Annotated in this window: 16 protein-coding genes; 3 read left to right on the top strand and 13 right to left on the bottom strand. The window is 59.0% G+C overall.

The window, feature by feature from the left end; genetic code table 11:
• Window position 1: 1 nt before the first annotated feature.
• The 3 genes from V9G17_12800 to asnS all read right to left on the bottom strand — a co-directional run bounded on the left by V9G17_12800 (window position 2) and on the right by asnS (window position 2856).
• On the bottom strand, window positions 2-334 hold the full coding sequence (locus V9G17_12800) for a cell division protein FtsL (protein MEI2753474.1): 333 nt from the start codon (window positions 332-334) through the stop codon (window positions 2-4).
• Window positions 331-1260 carry a 16S rRNA (cytosine(1402)-N(4))-methyltransferase RsmH gene (rsmH, locus tag V9G17_12795; GenBank protein ID MEI2753473.1) on the bottom strand — a complete coding sequence of 310 codons (930 nt, stop codon included), beginning with the start codon at window positions 1258-1260 and terminating at the stop codon, window positions 331-333. Before rsmH ends, V9G17_12800 begins: the two co-directional genes overlap by 4 nt.
• Window positions 1261-1563: 303 nt before the next feature.
• A complete protein-coding gene (gene asnS, locus V9G17_12790) occupies window positions 1564-2856 on the bottom strand; it encodes an asparagine--tRNA ligase (protein MEI2753472.1) in 1293 nt (430 codons plus the stop codon).
• 135 nt (window positions 2857-2991) lie between these two features.
• Here asnS and V9G17_12785 point away from each other — a divergent pair, with 135 nt between their 5' ends.
• Entirely contained in the window at window positions 2992-4086 is a 1095-nt protein-coding gene (locus tag V9G17_12785; GenBank protein ID MEI2753471.1) for a hypothetical protein, read from the top strand.
• 27 nt (window positions 4087-4113) lie between these two features.
• Here the strand turns inward: V9G17_12785 and V9G17_12780 are convergent, their stop codons facing one another.
• From V9G17_12780 to V9G17_12770, 3 genes are all read right to left on the bottom strand, one after another.
• Window positions 4114-5133: a hypothetical protein gene (locus tag V9G17_12780; GenBank protein ID MEI2753470.1), complete on the bottom strand. Its 1020-nt coding sequence runs from the start codon at window positions 5131-5133 to the stop codon at window positions 4114-4116.
• 147 nt (window positions 5134-5280) lie between these two features.
• Window positions 5281-5778, bottom strand: a complete 498-nt coding sequence (locus V9G17_12775) for a YajQ family cyclic di-GMP-binding protein (protein ID MEI2753469.1) — start codon at window positions 5776-5778, stop codon at window positions 5281-5283.
• Window positions 5779-5816: 38 nt separating this feature from the next.
• Complete coding sequence (locus tag V9G17_12770) at window positions 5817-7823, bottom strand: carbon starvation CstA family protein (protein ID MEI2753468.1); 2007 nt, start codon at window positions 7821-7823, stop codon at window positions 5817-5819.
• Window positions 7824-7973: 150 nt separating this feature from the next.
• Between V9G17_12770 and V9G17_12765 the strand changes: the two genes are divergently transcribed.
• The gene (locus tag V9G17_12765; protein ID MEI2753467.1) at window positions 7974-8357 is read left to right on the top strand and encodes a PilZ domain-containing protein; all 384 of its coding nucleotides are present in this window, start codon (window positions 7974-7976) and stop codon (window positions 8355-8357) included.
• A gap of 150 nt (window positions 8358-8507) precedes the next feature.
• Window positions 8508-9515 (top strand): alpha/beta hydrolase, encoded by a 1008-nt coding sequence (locus tag V9G17_12760; GenBank protein ID MEI2753466.1) that lies wholly within the window; start codon window positions 8508-8510, stop codon window positions 9513-9515.
• A gap of 58 nt (window positions 9516-9573) precedes the next feature.
• Here the strand turns inward: V9G17_12760 and V9G17_12755 are convergent, their stop codons facing one another.
• From V9G17_12755 to V9G17_12725, 7 genes are all read right to left on the bottom strand, one after another.
• On the bottom strand, window positions 9574-11127 hold the full coding sequence (locus tag V9G17_12755) for a glycosyltransferase family 39 protein (GenBank protein ID MEI2753465.1): 1554 nt from the start codon (window positions 11125-11127) through the stop codon (window positions 9574-9576).
• 26 nt (window positions 11128-11153) lie between these two features.
• Window positions 11154-11306, bottom strand: a complete 153-nt coding sequence (locus V9G17_12750) for a hypothetical protein (GenBank protein MEI2753464.1) — start codon at window positions 11304-11306, stop codon at window positions 11154-11156.
• A 76-nt stretch (window positions 11307-11382) separates the two neighbouring features.
• Window positions 11383-12294, bottom strand: coding sequence for a glycosyltransferase (locus tag V9G17_12745; protein MEI2753463.1), 912 nt, complete (start codon window positions 12292-12294; stop codon window positions 11383-11385).
• A gap of 16 nt (window positions 12295-12310) precedes the next feature.
• Window positions 12311-13855 (bottom strand): oligosaccharide flippase family protein, encoded by a 1545-nt coding sequence (locus V9G17_12740; GenBank protein MEI2753462.1) that lies wholly within the window; start codon window positions 13853-13855, stop codon window positions 12311-12313.
• Between the two features lie 61 nt (window positions 13856-13916).
• The gene (locus V9G17_12735; GenBank protein MEI2753461.1) at window positions 13917-15026 is read right to left on the bottom strand and encodes a glycosyltransferase family 4 protein; all 1110 of its coding nucleotides are present in this window, start codon (window positions 15024-15026) and stop codon (window positions 13917-13919) included.
• Entirely contained in the window at window positions 15023-16231 is a 1209-nt protein-coding gene (locus V9G17_12730) for a glycosyltransferase family 4 protein (GenBank protein MEI2753460.1), read from the bottom strand. The genes V9G17_12735 and V9G17_12730 overlap by 4 nt, the downstream gene beginning before the upstream one ends.
• A gap of 17 nt (window positions 16232-16248) precedes the next feature.
• Window positions 16249-17412, bottom strand: a complete 1164-nt coding sequence (locus V9G17_12725) for a glycosyltransferase (protein MEI2753459.1) — start codon at window positions 17410-17412, stop codon at window positions 16249-16251.
• Window positions 17413-17493: the final 81 nt, after the last annotated feature.

The raw sequence follows: 17493 nt of genomic DNA, 5'->3' as shown, positions 1-17493 counted from the left end.
ACTATCGCGCTCTCCGCGTCACGATATTCTTAGCGATCCGCACCTCACCCTCTGCTGCCACCGGATTCGCCGGCGCTTCCGGCTCGATGTTAACGACAACGACCTGACCCTTCTCCGGCTGCATCATCCCCAACTTGTCGCTGGCGAGGCGCGCAATTCGCTCAGGAGCCGTAAGCCCCGAGAGCTTCACACGCAATTCATCACGCTCACGCTCAAGGAGCACCTTCTGCGTCTTCAGCCGTTCGATGTGGTAGCCGATGCGAACGATGTCCACCCGCTCCCACACAAAAAGCAACACCAGCGACGTGACGGCGGCAAACGCGACGGCTTTCATTGTAGAGACTCCTTAGCGATCCGCTCCACGACTCGCAACTTCGCGCTTCGTGACCGCGGGTTTCGGCATCGCTCGCTTTCCGAGGCGATGACCGGTTTTTTTGTCAGCACCCTCACCGCCGCTTCGGGGCCGTTCGCCAGCGCCCGGAACGTATGCTTCACGATTCTGTCTTCCAGTGAATGAAACGAGACGGCACACACCCGACCGCCGGGGGCGAGAATATCGACCGCATCCCGGAGCGCCGGCTCCAACACATCCAGCTCACGATTCACGGCGATCCTCAGCGCCTGAAAGGTGCGCGTCGCACAATGAATCCGTCCATGCCGATACGATGCCGGCACGGCACGTTCCACCACGGCCGCCAATTGCCAGGTCGTCCCGATCACGTCCTGCATCCGCGCCTGCACAATCGCACGGGCAATCCTGCGCGAGTACCGCTCCTCACCAAGCTGGTAAATCAAATCGGCCAACTCGGTCTCCGGCAAATCACGAACCAGATCCGCCGCCGTGCGCCCCTCGCGCTGATCCATGCGCATATCCAACGGGCCATCTTCCCGGAAACTGAATCCGCGCTCCGCGCGATCAAGCTGAGGCGAGGACACGCCCAGATCGAAAATCACGCCATCCACCCGAGTGACTCCACTCTCAACAACCAGCGCCTTGAGATCGCAGAAATTTCCGTGCCTGAAATGCACCCGGTGCGCGACCTCCCGCAGACGCACTTGTGACTCCGCGAGTGCCGTAGCATCGCGATCAATCCCCACGAGTATGCCATCTGGAGCGGTGCGATCGAGGAGGCGAGCAGCAAGCCCTGCATATCCAAGAGTGCCGTCCACGTAAACACCACCTGGTTTACAGTGCAACCAGAACAAGATCTCTTCGACTAACACCGGCTCATGGGAATCGCGAGCAGAACCTATTTCCATTTCCACCCACTTCACCCCACTTAATGGGTGGAGTATACACCCAAGTGAATAGCTGTCAACAGAATTAACCCCTATTTATCAAGAATATTGTTCACTTTAGCCCCATGCCAAAAATGAACAGATTGCCAGGGAAAGTTATCCACACGTGTGTATAACACTGTGGGAAACTCTCCCACTAAAAAGTGATTTTCAGGCAAGAATATGTGAGGGAGGGGTGGGGATGACCAAGAAATCAGTCGGATGCAATACCTGCATTCGGTGGCCGTTCTTGACGAAGTCCAGCAGAGAGGGAGCTATGCGCCGCTACGGATAGAGGCGATACAACATTCGAGGAAAGGGAATGGTCTCTCGCACATGCTCAAGACCACAAATCCAGGCCACGGCCCGCTCAATACCCATCCCGAACCCGGCGTGCGGAACCGAACCGTACCGGCGAAGGTCGAGATACCACTGAAAGGCTTCGACCGGAAGATGATGATCCTGAATGCGCGCCAACAGTTTTTCGTGAGCATGAATGCGCTGGCCACCGCCGATAATTTCTCCATACCCTTCCGGAGCGAGCACATCCATGCAGAGCGCCAGATCAGGCCGTTCCTGGTCCGTCTCCATATAAAAGGCCTTCAGCGCTGCAGGATATCGATGCACAATCACCGGCCGATCGAATTCATTGGACAGAACAGTCTCATCATCAGCGCCAAAATCGTCGCCAGGCTTCGCGGGAGTTCCTTTCCGTTGCAGTATGTCGATAGCCTCCTCATAGGTGATGCGAGGAAACGGCGCCGTCACACGCTCCAGCTTCGCGAGATCCCGTTCGAGCACGAGAAGCTCGGCGCGACGGGTCGCCAGTACCGCCGCCACAATATGGGACAAGAACTGCTCAGCCAGATCCATCATATCTGACAATTGCGCGAAGGCCACCTCCGGCTCGATCATCCAGAATTCCATCAAATGCCGGCGCGTCTTGGACTTTTCCGCGCGGAATGTTGGACCGAAGCAATACACTTTCCCAAATGCCGCAGCGGTGGCCTCACTATATAATTGTCCACTCTGGGTCAAATAGGCCGTCTCATCGAAATATTGCGTCTGGAACAACGTCGTCGTCCCCTCACAGGCATTCGGCGTGAAAATCGGCGCGTCGACCAGCGTAAATCCGCGCTCGTCGAAAAAGTTTCGGCAGGCCCGAATAATTTCATGGCGTACGCGAAGCACGGCATGCTGCCGGCTGGAGCGCAACCAGAGATGGCGATGCTCCATCAAGAACCCGGTACCGTGCTCTTTCGGTTGAATGGGAAAGGGCTCTGCGATCTGGAAGACTTCAAGCCGCAGTACGTCAAGCTCATACCCGCCCGGCGCACGCGCATCCTGCCGTAACGTGCCGGTAAGCACGAGACTGGACTCCTGCGTAAGCTCTGCCGATCGAGCAAACTGTTCGTCACCCACCGTCGCCTTGCTCACAACCGCCTGAATGTCCCCGGTGCCATCCCGCACAATCAGGAAATGGAGCTTGCCCTTGTCACGACGACTTCTGAGCCAACCTCGAATCGTCACTTCTTGCCCGGCATGGGCGGCCGCTTCATCGATATACATTACAGGCATAGGTCATCCTATTCAGAACTGAGCATAGTCGAGGGTGTCATGGCCGGAGGGTAACGAACAGCGACGGGCTTTTCAAGCGCCTCACAAATCCCCCCTTTCGTTGACACAATGTCGGTGCAGAGGCATCATCAACGCATGACAACAACAAACTCGCCCCCCCATCCGCGCCCACCCAGTTCATTGATTGTCGGGCTCATTTTTGTGGGCCTGATACCCGCTGCACAAGCGGGAGAGTTCAGGCCAGACAACCCGTTGAACCAACCCGGAAAGATCTACTGGTGCCCCGGCCACACGGCTGATAAGCGGATCACCGCCACCCCCGATGCAGGCTGCACCCCCTTGTATGATGCGGAACGTGACCATAAGAAACCAGAGAGAATGGACGAAACAGCCCCTGACACGTCTACCCCGAAAGAGCCGCTCAAGATTGTTGACATTCAAAATGAAGCGACGAAGTTCACCCGCGAGTATCGAGAGTTCCTGGACTGTTGCGCGAGCGAGCTGGATTCCGTCGAGCGGATCGACGAACTCCTGGAACAATCCAACCACATTCTGATGTCAGTGCAACAAAAGGGCATCTACAACAGCGCGGGCTTCGGAGTGGGAAGCGGAACATCAGGATTGGGGGGCGGGCCTGGGGAATCACCGAAACTCGGCACCTTCGCACGTCAGTGGACGCTGAGTGAGATTGTCGGCACGGTCGCCCTCGCTCGTGACGACCTCAAGAAAATCAAAACGCGAATCAAGGACCTTGGGACCCGATTCGAGAGACTCGACTCCCTGGACTACGAACAACGCGGGAGAGAAGCTCGACAGATTGAAGACGAGCGCGAGGCGATTGTTCGTGAGAACCGCGCCAAAAAACCACCGACGTCCGCGCCCACAGGCATGGACATCCAGGACACCACCATCCCGACGAGAATCGGCGGAGACATCGAAAACACCAATTTGAATCGATCCCTCAATCCAAGCTTCGGTGCCGACATCGGAGCCACCGTATCACCGTACAGCAACGTCAACGAATCGCTCCGTCCCCGCAGGGGAGAAGACCTCAAAGACAGCACCTTACCGGACCGGGTCGGGACGCAAACCCAGGACACCACCCTCCCGAATGCATTTGGTTTTGAAATCAACCAGTCTCAAAACGCAGAGCATTCGTCATCTGTGCAAATGCGTGGCGTTGGGGCCGCCATCGGCGACTCCTCCCTCAATAGCCAGTCCCGACGCTGAACGCATACGCATCAAATCCACACCCTCTCATTCCTTGGGAAAGACGGACGGAAGCGCCTCCCAATGCGCGCCTCCGTCCGTACTCCGATACAATCCGCTACCGTTTGTGCCCACATAGAGGAGCTGTGGATCAAGAGCGCTTTGCGCGAGCGACCGGATATTCGTACTCGTCAGCCCCTCATTCAATCCCACCCACGTCTTCCCGCCATCTTCGCTCCGGTGGATGCCGTCACGTGCCGCCACATACATCACCCCGGCCCGTGCGCGATCGAGCACCATCGCGACGATCATTTGATCCTGCAACGATTCGCCGATCCGTACCCAGGAAGCCGCTCCGTCGGTGGTTTTATAAAGACCCGCCAGCGTCGCCGCATAGACCGTCTCCGGTGTGAACGGATCGACCAACACCGACGTGACACTCAGCGCGCGCGACGTCTTGACCATCCCCTCCGGCACCAACCCATGGTTCACCTGCACCCACTGCGCCCCCTGATTCACCGACTTGTACACACCACCGCTGGTGCCGGCGTAGAGCACGGAAGATCGCATAGGATCCATGCCCAGCGTCACCACCATTAACACTTCCTTCATCCCCTCCATCCGTTTCGTCCACCGCTCACCCGCGTTCCTCGATTCGAATACGCCCATAGTGGTGGCGAGAAAGATGTGGGTGTCGTCGGCCGGATCGAACACAAATTGATTCACAACGGACGAAATCGTGGCGTCATCGAGCCCGCCACGCATGGACACCCAACGCTGCCCCCCGTCATAACTTTTATACACGGCATCCCCCTTCGTGCCCGCATACACGGTGGCGGGGTACGTCGGATCAATGGCCATCGCGATCACGCGCGAGTAGCTCATCCCCTTCGAGAGATTGCTCCAGGTCTTGCCGCCGTCACGCGATTTGTAAATGTAGTCGTTCGTGGCAATGTAGAGAATGTCGGGATTGGTGGGATGCAGTTGAATGACGACGATCGGGTCGCTGCCGGTGCATCCGCCGAGGGACCACGCCAAGAGCACGAGGCAAATGAGAAGTTTGGCCATGCTGGGACTAGCGGATGTTCTATGGGATGGTCAAACAGGTCGCCCAGCTAGGCCGCAGCGAGAGAGGCGGCGAGGCGTACTCTACTTGTACGTCGAGCCGCTGATCGACGTGAGAACGAAGCTGGAGGCCTGTTTCACCATCCCATGTTAGCGGTAGTTGGTGAACTGCAGATCAATCCCAAAATCCTTCCCCTTCAAGAAGGCAATCGCCGTCTGCAAATCATCTTTGCTCTTGCTGATCACGCGCACCTGCTCACCCTGAATTTGCGCCTGCACCTTCAACTTGGACTCCTTCACCGCCTTGGTAATTTCCTTGGCTTTCTCCGAGGAAATCCCGCTTTGAATCTTGATCACCTGTCGAACCGTAGCTCCGAGCGCCTCCTCGATCTTGCCGTACTCGAATGCCTTCAGGGAGACCCCGCGCTTCACGCATTTCGTTTTGATGATCTCGATGACCGCATTGAGCTTGTACTCGTCGTCGGAGAGCACGACCAGTTCCTTTTCCTTTTCTCTCAACGTCAGTTCGGTCTTGGAGTCCTTGAAATCGAACCGCTGCTTGATCTCCTTCGTCGCCTGATCGACGACGTTCTTCATTTCCTGCATATTCACTTCCGACACCACATCAAACGACGATTGGTCAGCCACGGCCCCCTCCTTCTCCTGCTTCGTCAATCACGCTGCGGCTAGCAGCAACCTCCGCCATGCGGCAACTTGAACCCACGTTCATCATGCCGATGGATAGCCGTCTGCACATGACCCGCCGATCCACCGCCGGCCGTCGCGACCACTTCACTGCTGCTGAACGGCTGCTTCAGAATCACATATCCATACCACTGCTTCATACTGTCGCTCAAGACAACCAGCCCCAACATCGCAACCACCGCGACCAGCACGGCATCGAGATACAGCGCAAAGGCCTGCCCCGCGGCAAGGGTCGCCGCCTTGGCCAGAAACATCCAGAACATTTCATACGAACCGGCCAGCGTAATGCCTCCCACGAACAACATGGGAACCGCCGTCACCCAAAGATAGGATGACTTCCACATTTTGATCAACACGGTCGTGCCGATACAGAGCGCGAGTGTGCCCAGTAATTGATTCGCTGCGCCGAACATCGGCCAGATGGTCGAAATGCTGCCTGTCCCGATCAGGTAGGCCCACGACCCCACAACAAAGGCGCTACTCAAGAGAACCCCCGGCCACCAGTTCATCTGTCGAAACGGTGCATAGACACGCCCGGCCATTTCCTGGATCAGATACCGCGCCACCCGCGTCCCCGTATCGATGGTCGTCAGAATGAACAGCGCCTCGAAGACCAGAGCGAATTGATACCAATAGGCCATCAGCCCGGCCATGCCCGGCAGCGCCGAAAAGATGGACGCCATACCCACTGCCAACGAAACCGCCCCGCCCGGCCGCCCCGCCACATTCACTTCCACCAGCTGCGACAACTCCGCAATGCGGGAAGGCGCAAAGCCCATCGCTGTCAGCGTCTCGGCCGACAACATCGTGTTGATCGCCAAATAATCGCCGGGGATCAGCACCGAAGCTGCAATCAACGCCATCACACCGACGAAGCTTTCCAGGAGCATCGCCGCATACCCCACCACCGCCTGCGATTCCTGCTCAATCATCTTGGGGGTCGTGCCGGAAGACACCAATGAATGAAACCCCGACACCGCCCCGCAAGCAATCGTAATAAAGAGAAACGGGAACAGCGTGCCGGGAATAATCGGCCCGCCGCCATTGGCGAAGGCCGTCACACGCGGCATCTCGATGGTCGGAGCCATGAGGATGACCCCGAAGCCAAGCAAAAACACCACGCCGAGCTTCATGAACGTGGAGAGATAACCACGCGGTACCAGCAGCATCCAGCCTGGCAACACCGACGCCAGGAACCCATACCCGGCCAGCAACCAGACCAGCGCCGGCTTCTCGAACTCGAAGAGCCAGGCAAGGGACGACTGACCCACCACGCGCCCGAAGAGCACCGCCGCCACCAACAGCACCACCCCGATCACCGACACTTCCGCCACGGCACCGGGACGGAATTTCTGGAGATAGAAACCCATGATGAAACCGATGGGAATCGTCATCGCGATCGTAAAGGTTCCCCAGGCATTGTGGTAGAGCGCATTCACCACCGCGAAGCCCAGTCCCGCCAATGCCACCACGACGATAAAAAGCACGGCGATCGCCGTCGCCGTGCCGGTGATGGAACCGAGTTCGTCATGGGCGATTTCAGGCAACGAGCGGCCGTTGCGGCGCATCGACGCGACCAGGATGATGAAGTCTTGCACCGCCCCGGCCAGCACCGCGCCGATCACCAGCCAAAGAAAACCAGGCAGAAACCCGAATTGCGCCGCCAATACCGGTCCCAGCAACGGCCCGGCCCCCGCAATCGCCGCAAAGTGATGGCCGAACAACACGACCCGATTGGTGGGATGAAAGTTGACGCCGTCATTCAAACGCACGGCCGGAGTCAGGCGCGCATCGTCCAACTGCACCACATGACGAGCCAACCAGCGACCATAAAACCGGTAGGCCAACACATAGATACAGGCCGACGCCACCACCAGCCAAAGGCCATTTACTTTTTCGTGAGGATTGATCAAGCCGGCGACATGGGCTAACGCCACCGCACCAAGAACGGACAGGAGCATCCAGAGCAGACGATAGGCCATTTTCATGCGCGGCATCCTAGCATAAACGGCAGAAGATGGGAGTGACACAGGCACCCTGCTTGAGTCAGGAGTCCATGGGCGAAGCGGAACAACTTCTTCTTTGAGGGCCAACGTATCCGCGACTTTGCTATACTTGTTCACGCCATGCCACCCGACATGCCTTCACAGTCGCCCGGAAGGGAACGCCGAGAGTTCTATCGCATCACCGTCGTACTACCCACCCGCATTCAGCTCAACACGGACAACGGGGAAGGTGACTTCACGGAAAAATCCGTCAACCTCAGTGGCGGCGGTATCGGTATAACGGTCACGACAACCTACAAATTCGGGGCTATCCTTTCCCTCACACTCCTCCTGCCCGACCACGCTCCCTTCACATCCTCTATCGAAGTGTTGCGGCTTGACCCCCTTCCGGTCCCAGGCGGTGCCTACCGCCTCCATGCCCGCTTCATCGGGATGACCACACAGAATCGGGAACTGCTGATCAGATACATCGTGCGTTTTCAGCGCGCTCACCTGCAAGAACACTATTCCGCCTGACAGGCGCGAGATGCCGTCCCCAGTTGAGTCGACCACGCATCCGCAGCTATCGGCCCGTACAATCAACGCCCTCTTCGCCGAGTGAATGTCAGCGGTGCATCCCCGGTACACCCGTTTGCTTCCGCCCTCCATTGCGAGTGATCATGTCCAATGCATGTCTTTAAATGGGTTCTCGTTTCGTTCGTGGCGCTGGCAACAATCGGCGCGCTCTACCAAATTGTCGGCACGGTGCTCGATCGGAAGCAGCATCCGCCTCCCGGCCAGATGATCGATGTGGGCGGTCATCGACTCCATCTCCACTGCATGGGGCAAGGCAGTCCCACGGTGGTACTTGAGGCGGGAGCACCCGGATGGTCGCTCTACTGGAGCACCGTGCAACCGGAAGTCGCACGGGTCACTCGCGTCTGCAGCTATGATCGCGCCGGCCTGGGCTGGAGCGAACGTGGCCCTTTGCCTCGAACCGGCCAGCAATTGGCACGCGAGCTCCATCGCCTGCTCGATCGCGCCGGCATCCCCGGCCCCTATATTCTCGTGGGGCATTCACTCGGCGGCTTGGTGACCCGCCTCTACCGCCAGGAACATCCGCGCGATGTCGTCGGCATGGTGCTGGTCGACGCGGGACATACATTGGAAATGCGCCAGCTAGAATTTCGATCTTTCACCCACGCCGCCCAATCGATGCTCCCGATCATGCGCACCATGACGATCCTCGGCATTCCGCGACTCATGATGTCCTTCGACAAGCTCCCGTCGCTGCTGGCCGAGCAGGAAACAAAGGTCCCTGAGTCGATACGACCGATGCTACGCGCCGGCTGGTTAAGAACCGGCTCTGTCACGACATTGGCCGATGAGGGATCTGCGCTGATTGAAACCCTGGAGCAGGTACGTCGCACCGATTCCCTCGGCGATCTTCCACTGGTGGTCGTCACCGCAACCGCTCCCGTCTGGTGGCCGGACATGCCGGGTCAGGTGAACCCTGTGAAGTTTAGAAAAATGTGGCTGGATCTGCAGCAGGACTTAACAACGCTCTCGTCTAACAGCCGTCAGGTGTTTGCCGACCAGAGCGGTCATTTCATTCAGTTCGACCAACCCAGCCTGGTGATCGAGGTCATTCGGCAGATGGTCAACAACACTCGTCAGCCATCAAGAAGCCGGTAGGGAGCGAAGACCGAGCACGACTCGAAACCCACTTGCAGAACCAGCTGGACACCGGCATTCATCTGGCCAATGCGCCCGACACCGCACTCGAGGAACGCACCCGTTCATACACTTGATAGCGGCCCACTTGAAGAATGAGTCGCATCTGTCCGCGTTCGATCACACTCCGGTAGATGCCCGCCCAGCGGCCGAATTCGCCGACCACCAAGAAATCAGGATCTGCGGCGAGGGCGTCGTACGTCAGATGTCGCTCCGCTTGCCACATTTGCGGAATGAAGTCTACGTTCAGCTGCGCGGGTGGGTAATGGTACGGCGAATTCAGCAAGAACAACAGTTCACTTTCGTAAGTTTCAATCACGGCATGGCTGGGTACCCGTCGGTGCAAATACGCCGCCACCTCCTGCAACGCACTCCCATCTTCCCGCCCGCGGAACGCATACCGAGTTGCGACCACCATCCAGAGGGAAAGAAGCACAAGCAGCACCGCGCCAATGCTCTTGATCTGCGGCAGTGCCATCTCCCCGGCCCGAACCCCAGACCAGAGCGATCGGGCGATACCCCTGACGTCATACCCCCGACTCCAATCGTGCAAAAGCGCCACCACAAACGGCGCCGAGACGAACCACATGGGAAAGGCATATCGTGCCCCACCGAGCGATAGGAGAAAGAACCAGCCGAACCAGCTGAGAGAGAAGGTCAGTAGCATCAATCGAACCGCATCGGCGAGCTGAAATGAACGGGATTGTCTCCACTGAGACCACATCGTCCATGACGCAAAGCCTAATCCACAGAGCGTCGGCAGGCAGAATTGCAGCGTAAACAGCAGCGCATCGAGCCGAATGATCGGCACCAACACGAGGGCCGACACCTGAAGAAGGCCGGACATCGGGGGATTCGGCAGCGTATGGCCTTGCAGTATCACCACTCGCAGCCCATCCAGCACGTACAGGACCACCCAGCCTCCAGCTGCACCAGCGGCCATCAGCCCAGCGATCCGTCGTTCACCTCGAAGCAGCGCGACCACACTGGTCATCACCAGCGCCAGGGTCAAGAACGGACGAATCTGCGCTTTGGTCATGAGCGCGATGCCCCAACAGGCAACGGCCCCTCCCCACCACAAGCGATGACGTTCCACCAACACCAGGCACATGGCGCCGGCCAGGAAAAAAAACAGCATCGGCATCTCCCCCAACACCTGCCGCCCCATGATGAGCGGATGCATCTGCCAATTGCTGGGCAAGAAGAGCAGGAGTCCCAGGGTTCCGAGTGCGACAGCGTGGTTGTACAATTTCGAGGTGAGTCCATACAGAAGACCCAAGGCACCGAAGGCATAGACCAGCTCCACAAGCCTCGCCTGCCATACCCCCACGCCGAACAGGCGGAAGCCGGCGGCAATCGATGCCACGACCGGAAAGTGCCCGGCTAAGATCGGCGGCGCCGGTTGCCCGTTCAGCAGGCAACCATAGTGGCCGGTCTCCACCCATTGCCGCGCGACGCAGAGTGTCCACCCCTCGTCCCACCACAGAGGTGGCGTGACCTCCAGCTCAAACAGGCCCATCACCAGCGCCGACGCGATGAAGAACAGCCCGATACCGATGTGACCGATGTTCATGAGATATCCAGGAATCACTCCGCGGCTCAGGCGGATGCAGACAGGCGCACAGAATCTCGACGAATGACCGTCAGGTCTTGCAGCGCTACGGCCTCGCTCGGGATGAGAAACGGCGCACAACGATACACCACCACCGTCACCGCACTCAGCACAGGGTTATCCTGCGGCTCGACCGCCACGATCTTCCAAGAAGGAGGGACATCCGCACAAGGGCGTCAGCACCACACCATGCCTTGCGCTGCAAGTGCACCAGACTCATGGCTTGCGTGCTCTTGCAGGGGGGACAGACGAGCTTCGTTCAGGCACAGAAGGCACACCGGCAGCGAGCGCGCCTCGCAACAACCCCCAGAGAAACCCAGCGGACTCACATTTTTCCCCGATCCAGTAACACCAGAACAGCCGCTTATCCGGGAAATGCTCCCAGTCGAACGGCCCGAACACTTTTGTCCACAGAGCCCTCAACCACCGCGGGTCGGCTCTTTTTCCGGCGGCTCCCCATAACAGACTGTCCTGAGGCACGATACCGCTGGGGTCTGCCCGTATAACCTGAAACAGTTTTGCGATTCCGGTCCCTCGCTGAAAGATATGCCTGCAATATTGTCCCGGTGTCACCCGTCGCAGATGCGTGACCGGATTCGGCACATACACCATCGTGGCGCCCCGCTTCCGCAGTCGCCAGATCAGCTCCCAGTCCTCGCCCGGGCCGTCGAAGAAAGGGTTGAAAATATATCCGTCCTCCTGTTCGCAGACATTCAACCAGTCTCGTTTGAATAAGATATTGCCGGTGTTTCCGACCAGACCTCCCTGGTCGATCTGCTCTGTCACGGGGAGCGGACGGCGGCGACGAATGGCGTCCAAGAGGGGATCCGTTTCTTGAAAGGTCCCCCCGGCAACCGCGGCATCGTACCGGTCGAGCGCCGCGATGAGGCGCTCCAGCCAATCCGGAGGCGGCACCCCATCGTCGTCTGCAAATGCAATCAGGTCACCGGTTGCCCTGGCAATGCCCTCATTTCTTCCCCAGGCAGCTCCACGCCGCTCACGGTCGAGCACCACGACGACTTCGTCCGGCGGCCTTGTCTGCTTCTCCAAGGCCGCTCGGCACAAGGCCAAGGTGTCTCGCCCTAGGGTGGCGATCACAACGGACACCATATGCTGATCGGCATGCATCATTCGATTCAGAACACTAGTTCTGCGTCACCGTCTTAAGTCTGAGCAGGACCGGCCCGACCACTCGAAACAACTTCTCACCGGCATGGCGGAACATGCTCGGCAAACTCTGCACCATCAACTCGACTTCTTCGACCTGCAACAACCCGAGGCAAAACACCCCTCCCCAATACAACAACGATCCGACCACACCGCCCACGAGGAGGGAAAGAACCGGGGTGGACACCAGTGCAGCAGCTCCGGCCATTGCGGTAGCCGTCCCCAGCAAGAGGCCCATGAATCGACCGGCCGCGAATCCGTGAAAGATCTGAACCTGCCGCCTCCGCAACACCCAGGCATAGCCGCCGGCCACTAGCGCGAAAGACAGCGACGTGGCGAACGCGGCACCGGAGGCCCCCCAGATTGGAATCAATACCCCGCATACCCCGATATCCACTGCCGCCGCGGCCATCATAACTCGAATCAGCGACGCGCCACTCCCGCCCGCTTGGATGACCGGCCACAACACACGCGCCAACGCGTAACAGAAGGCACCCGGTACCAGAACGCGCAACACGACAGCCGCCTCAGCAAACTGCGGCCCGAAGTACAGCGTAATAATCCGATCCCCCAGGACGAATACCAGCAAGAGGAGAAACGCCGTGCCCAACATGACATAACGCAGAAGCCGGCTCACCAAGGTGGAGACTTCTCCCACCCGTCCCTCTGCCCAGAAGCGAGCCGTCGCTTGCAGCATCACCCCTTCAACGGCGATGGGAATGAACCACACAAATTGCGACCACTGCACGGCCGCCGCGTACAGCCCCGCCTGGGCCTCACCGGCCAGATGCCGCACCAGAATGATATCCAGGGAGCAGAGCGTCATGTTCAGCACGGAGAAAATCATCGCCGACACCCCGAAACGCAGCAACTCCTGAGTCGGCAACGGGGCGAACCCGACCGGCTGTCGGCCATTCGACTCGCCGAGGGCCAGGGCCACGGCACGCAGACAGGCGAGGGCCACACACACATCCGTCACCAGTAATCCGGTAAATACGCCCACGACCCCCGTACCGTTCACCGCCGCGATGACGCCAAGAACACCTGCCGCCACCACCCCGATCATGCCGGGTATCGCCGCTCGCTCCTCATGCCGAAGCCCATGCAGCACTCCCCGCGCATAGAACCACATCTGATCGAAGAGCAAGACTCCCACGACGGCAAGCGCCATCGGCAGGGCGACCGTGCCAGACGCTGCGGTACTCCAAATGACAACCCCGGTCACGGCGCCGACGAACAGCACTCCCGCACCATTGATGAAGGCACCCGCTCGCGCAATGTGTCGACACCAGAACGGATCGTCCGGCCGCTCCGCAATCCGTTTGGTCATGGTCTGCATCATCCCGAGATTCGCGAATTGCGAGGCGAGCAACAACAGAGCCAGGTAATAGGCATATTGCCCATACCCTTCGATGCCGAGAAATCGAGCTAGGATCGGCAGCACCACCGCCGAGGTCGCGAGCTTGGCGACCGACCATCCACCGACAGACACAATGCCTTTGGAAACCGCTTTCGTCGACATGGATGTTTCCGCGAGACGATCCGTGGCCGATGAAACCCTCCTGCTAGGGCTTCACGTCGGATCAGGCCACAAACCGCTCGTACTGTACTTGATGAGCCGCCAGAGCCTTGGAGGTTTCATACGTCTCCAGCACGTAATCATAGGCTGCACGGCCTTTCTCCAACGGCGACTCAGCTAGCAGGTTACGGATCGCGGACGCATAATCATCATCGTGCACCTGCTTCCCGAATCGGGAGGCAAACTGGTCCGGATCCACCCGGCTGATAATCGGACAGCCGTACGCCGCCGCTTCCAAAAAGGTTAATGGCAGTCCCTCTCGGACTGCCGTGCTGACAAAAACCCACGTGTCCGACAGAATCTGGTGCATCCGCTCCGGCTCACGGAAACGGTTGATCAGCCCCGGCATTTCGAGATTCGGCACATCACGAAACTTCCGGCGCAATTGGGCGTCGAAACCGGATTCGGCCGACGCACTCCCCTGCCCCACCGCCACAAATCGATACTCCGGGAACTGTGCCGCCAATTCCAGAAACAGCCACGGACGTTTGCGCTTGTCCCATCGGGCCACAAACGTAACTGTGGGGCGCGCGCTTTTCTTCGGCAACGTCGCGGGGACATCAATGAGATTGGGCAACAACGTCGGCAGCACCGACAGGCCATACAGACGCTTAACCTTCTCCTTCAGGAAATGGGCCGGACAGAACACCGCGTCAGCCCGGCGCACAGCCCGCCTGACCAACAACCCGGATTCGGTGAGGTAGTTGAGGGGGGTCAAGAGGCGACGCATCGGGGTGGCATACAGGAATTCAACCCACCAATCGCTCAACTCGCGCGGGTCGCGGCTGGTGACCAGATGGGCTCGGCGTGGATGGAGACGCTGCGCCAGATAGGTCAACACGGTCGGGTCCTGCGAGTGGAAAATATCGGCCTTGGATGCCCGGATCAGACGGCAGGCCGCCGCAACGTTCCGTGGCGAAAAACTACGGATCTCCACCCCACCGATCGTTTCAGTCGGCAGCTGACCTTGGCGCCCGGGAACGATCACGCTGACCCGGTGGCCGGACAGCACCAGACTCTCGGCCAACTTTCGGGACATGCTGCCGAACCCACCATAAATGCCCCAGTCAAAATACTGGCTGGTCAGGATACAGATGTGCGGCTGTTTCCTCATGCCCGATGTTCCTTGTTCAGATCGGCTGCGGCTCCGACCGAGACACGACCACTGGCCTGGCGGCCCGCGGACGAAGCCAGCGTCACCCGCGCACATAACTCGAGATATCGCGTCGCCAGTGCCGGCCAGCCGAACTCCACCGCACGTCTCCGGCTCTCTTCCCCCATCCGCTGCCGGTCATCCGCGTGCATCACATGGTGCAACGCGCGGATCAGCGCCGGCACATCCGCCCATGTCACAATCTCACCGTTCTGTCCCTGCGTCACCAATTCCGCGGTCCCTCCCGTATCGGTCACAATGACCGGGAGACCGGACGCCATCGCTTCCAAGAGGGCGATCGACATGCCCTCCTGCTGAGAGGGCAAGACGAACACATCGGCTTCCTGATAGACAGCCGGCATCTGTTCTCGTGGCACAACCCCCTTGAAGACCACCGCATCGGATACGTGCAGACTACTCGCCAGTTCCCGCAGGTGCGGTTCAGCATCTCCGGTGCCAATGAAGATCAGCCGCACTGGCGCAGTACAAGCTGCCCGCACTTGAGCAAACGCCCGCAACAAATGGTGCTGCCCTTTGCGTTCGATCAACCGCGCGACACAAACAATCGTAAAGTCCCGTTTCGCCACGTTATCGCCGGGAACAAACGATGTGGTATCGACACCATTGGGAATCGTCACCAGTTCCAGGTCCGGCATCGTCTGATGCGCCAGCACCACCTGCTCCGCGCTGATCGCCGTCACCGCTCCCGCCCGCCGCCAGATCCGTTTAATGACCGGTGTCAGCACAGGGTAGAGATAGTTGTACCGGGCCTCGAACCCGGGCACATCCGGCCCCTGCAGCGACAGGACATACGGTAGTCCATGAGTCACGTTCAACAGGTAACTGATCGCACCGGCTGGCACACCCGCGAAGGAGAAACTTAGATCATAGTGATACTGCCCGGCCAATCGTCTCGCCAGACGCAACCCACGCCAGCTGTACCGAAGTAGTTCGCGATTGGTGGCATGGTGAATATTCCGATTGTCGACCGGCACTTTGTAGATCGTAATCCGGTCGGCAAATGGCTCGGTTTCGCACCGCGTCCGGCTTCGAGAGGACGTCACCAGATCCACGGTCACGTCCCGCCGTTTCGCCATCTCTTCCAGAAGATGAAAGTTGACGACACCGGTACCACCCCCGAGGGGAGGGAACTCGTTATCGAACATGAGAATGCGAATGATGACTATCTCCTGGTCACGCGGCGGGCAACGTAGAGTGGTCGACGCTTCACTTCGTCGGAAATCCGGCCGATGTACTCGCCGATCACACCGATCGTCATCAGCTGAATCCCGGCCAGAAAGAAGATCGAGACCACCAGGGTCGTGAAGCCGGCCACCCCGATGCCGAACGTGAACTTCTTTACCAGATAGAAGAGGGCCACCAGAAACGAGAGCAACGAGACGGTGAATCCCATCACCGTAATGATCCGGAGCGGCATGTGGCTAAACGAAATCAATCCGTCGAGGGCCAAATACACCAACTTCCGAAACGTATATTTGGGAGTGCCGGCGTGGCGCGCCTGACGTTCGTAGGGCACCCCGATCTGTTTGAACCCCACCCAACTACGAATCCCTCTGACGAATCGGTTACGTTCCGGCATTCGAACCAGCAAATCCACCACCTTGCGGTCCATAATGCAAAAATCTCCGGCATCCAACGGAATCTCAATGTTGGCCACCCGTTGAAGCAGGCGATAGAAACCGGCATAGGCCAGCCGCTTCCCCCACCATTCTTTACGTTCGGTCCTGACGGCGTATACCACTTCCCAGCCTTCTTGCCACTTGGCCAGAAACTTGTGCAACACTTCCGGTGGGTCCTGGAGGTCGGCGTCCATGATGCAGACCACACGACCGCGACTATGCTCTAGCCCGGCGCTGATCGCGACTTGATGGCCGAAGTTCCGCGCAAACTCCACCACGAATACCCGAGTGTCCGCCTCTTCCATGCGCCGCAACAAGGCGGGGCTTTGGTCCTGGCTGCCATCGTCGACAAACACAATTTCGTAATCGAGGCCCTGCTCGGACAGTGTGTTCGTCAGGCGGGTGTGCAGCGTCAGAAGATTCTCTTCCTCATTAAACACGGGAATGACAATCGACAGCATCGGCGGCGGCAGGGATCCGGCAGCCGGCCTCATCACCGCGGCAATATGAGCGGGTTGCAAACGACGGCCTTCCACACCTGACGCAAGCTCCATCGCGGCGGCCAGAGTCCGGCAGAACTCCAACGCCTCAGCAGGATCTTCCACCGGAGGCATTAGACGTTCACGAGGCTGTTCCCGCCCCGCAAGTGGCGGCAGACCCTTCCCGGTCGATTGGCTGTCGGGATGTGAATAGTCGGGTTGTGGCATAAATTAAACCGGCGCTACATAGATCGCGCATCATCCTCTGCCGACAGCGGTCACGCCTCCTGGCCGCAGGGACAACGACAA

The sequence above is a fragment of the Nitrospira sp. genome (assembly GCA_037045225.1).
GTDB lineage: Bacteria > Nitrospirota > Nitrospiria > Nitrospirales > Nitrospiraceae > Nitrospira_A.
Note: the sequence above shows the minus strand (reverse complement) of the source record. Positions and strands in the feature narration are given on the sequence as shown.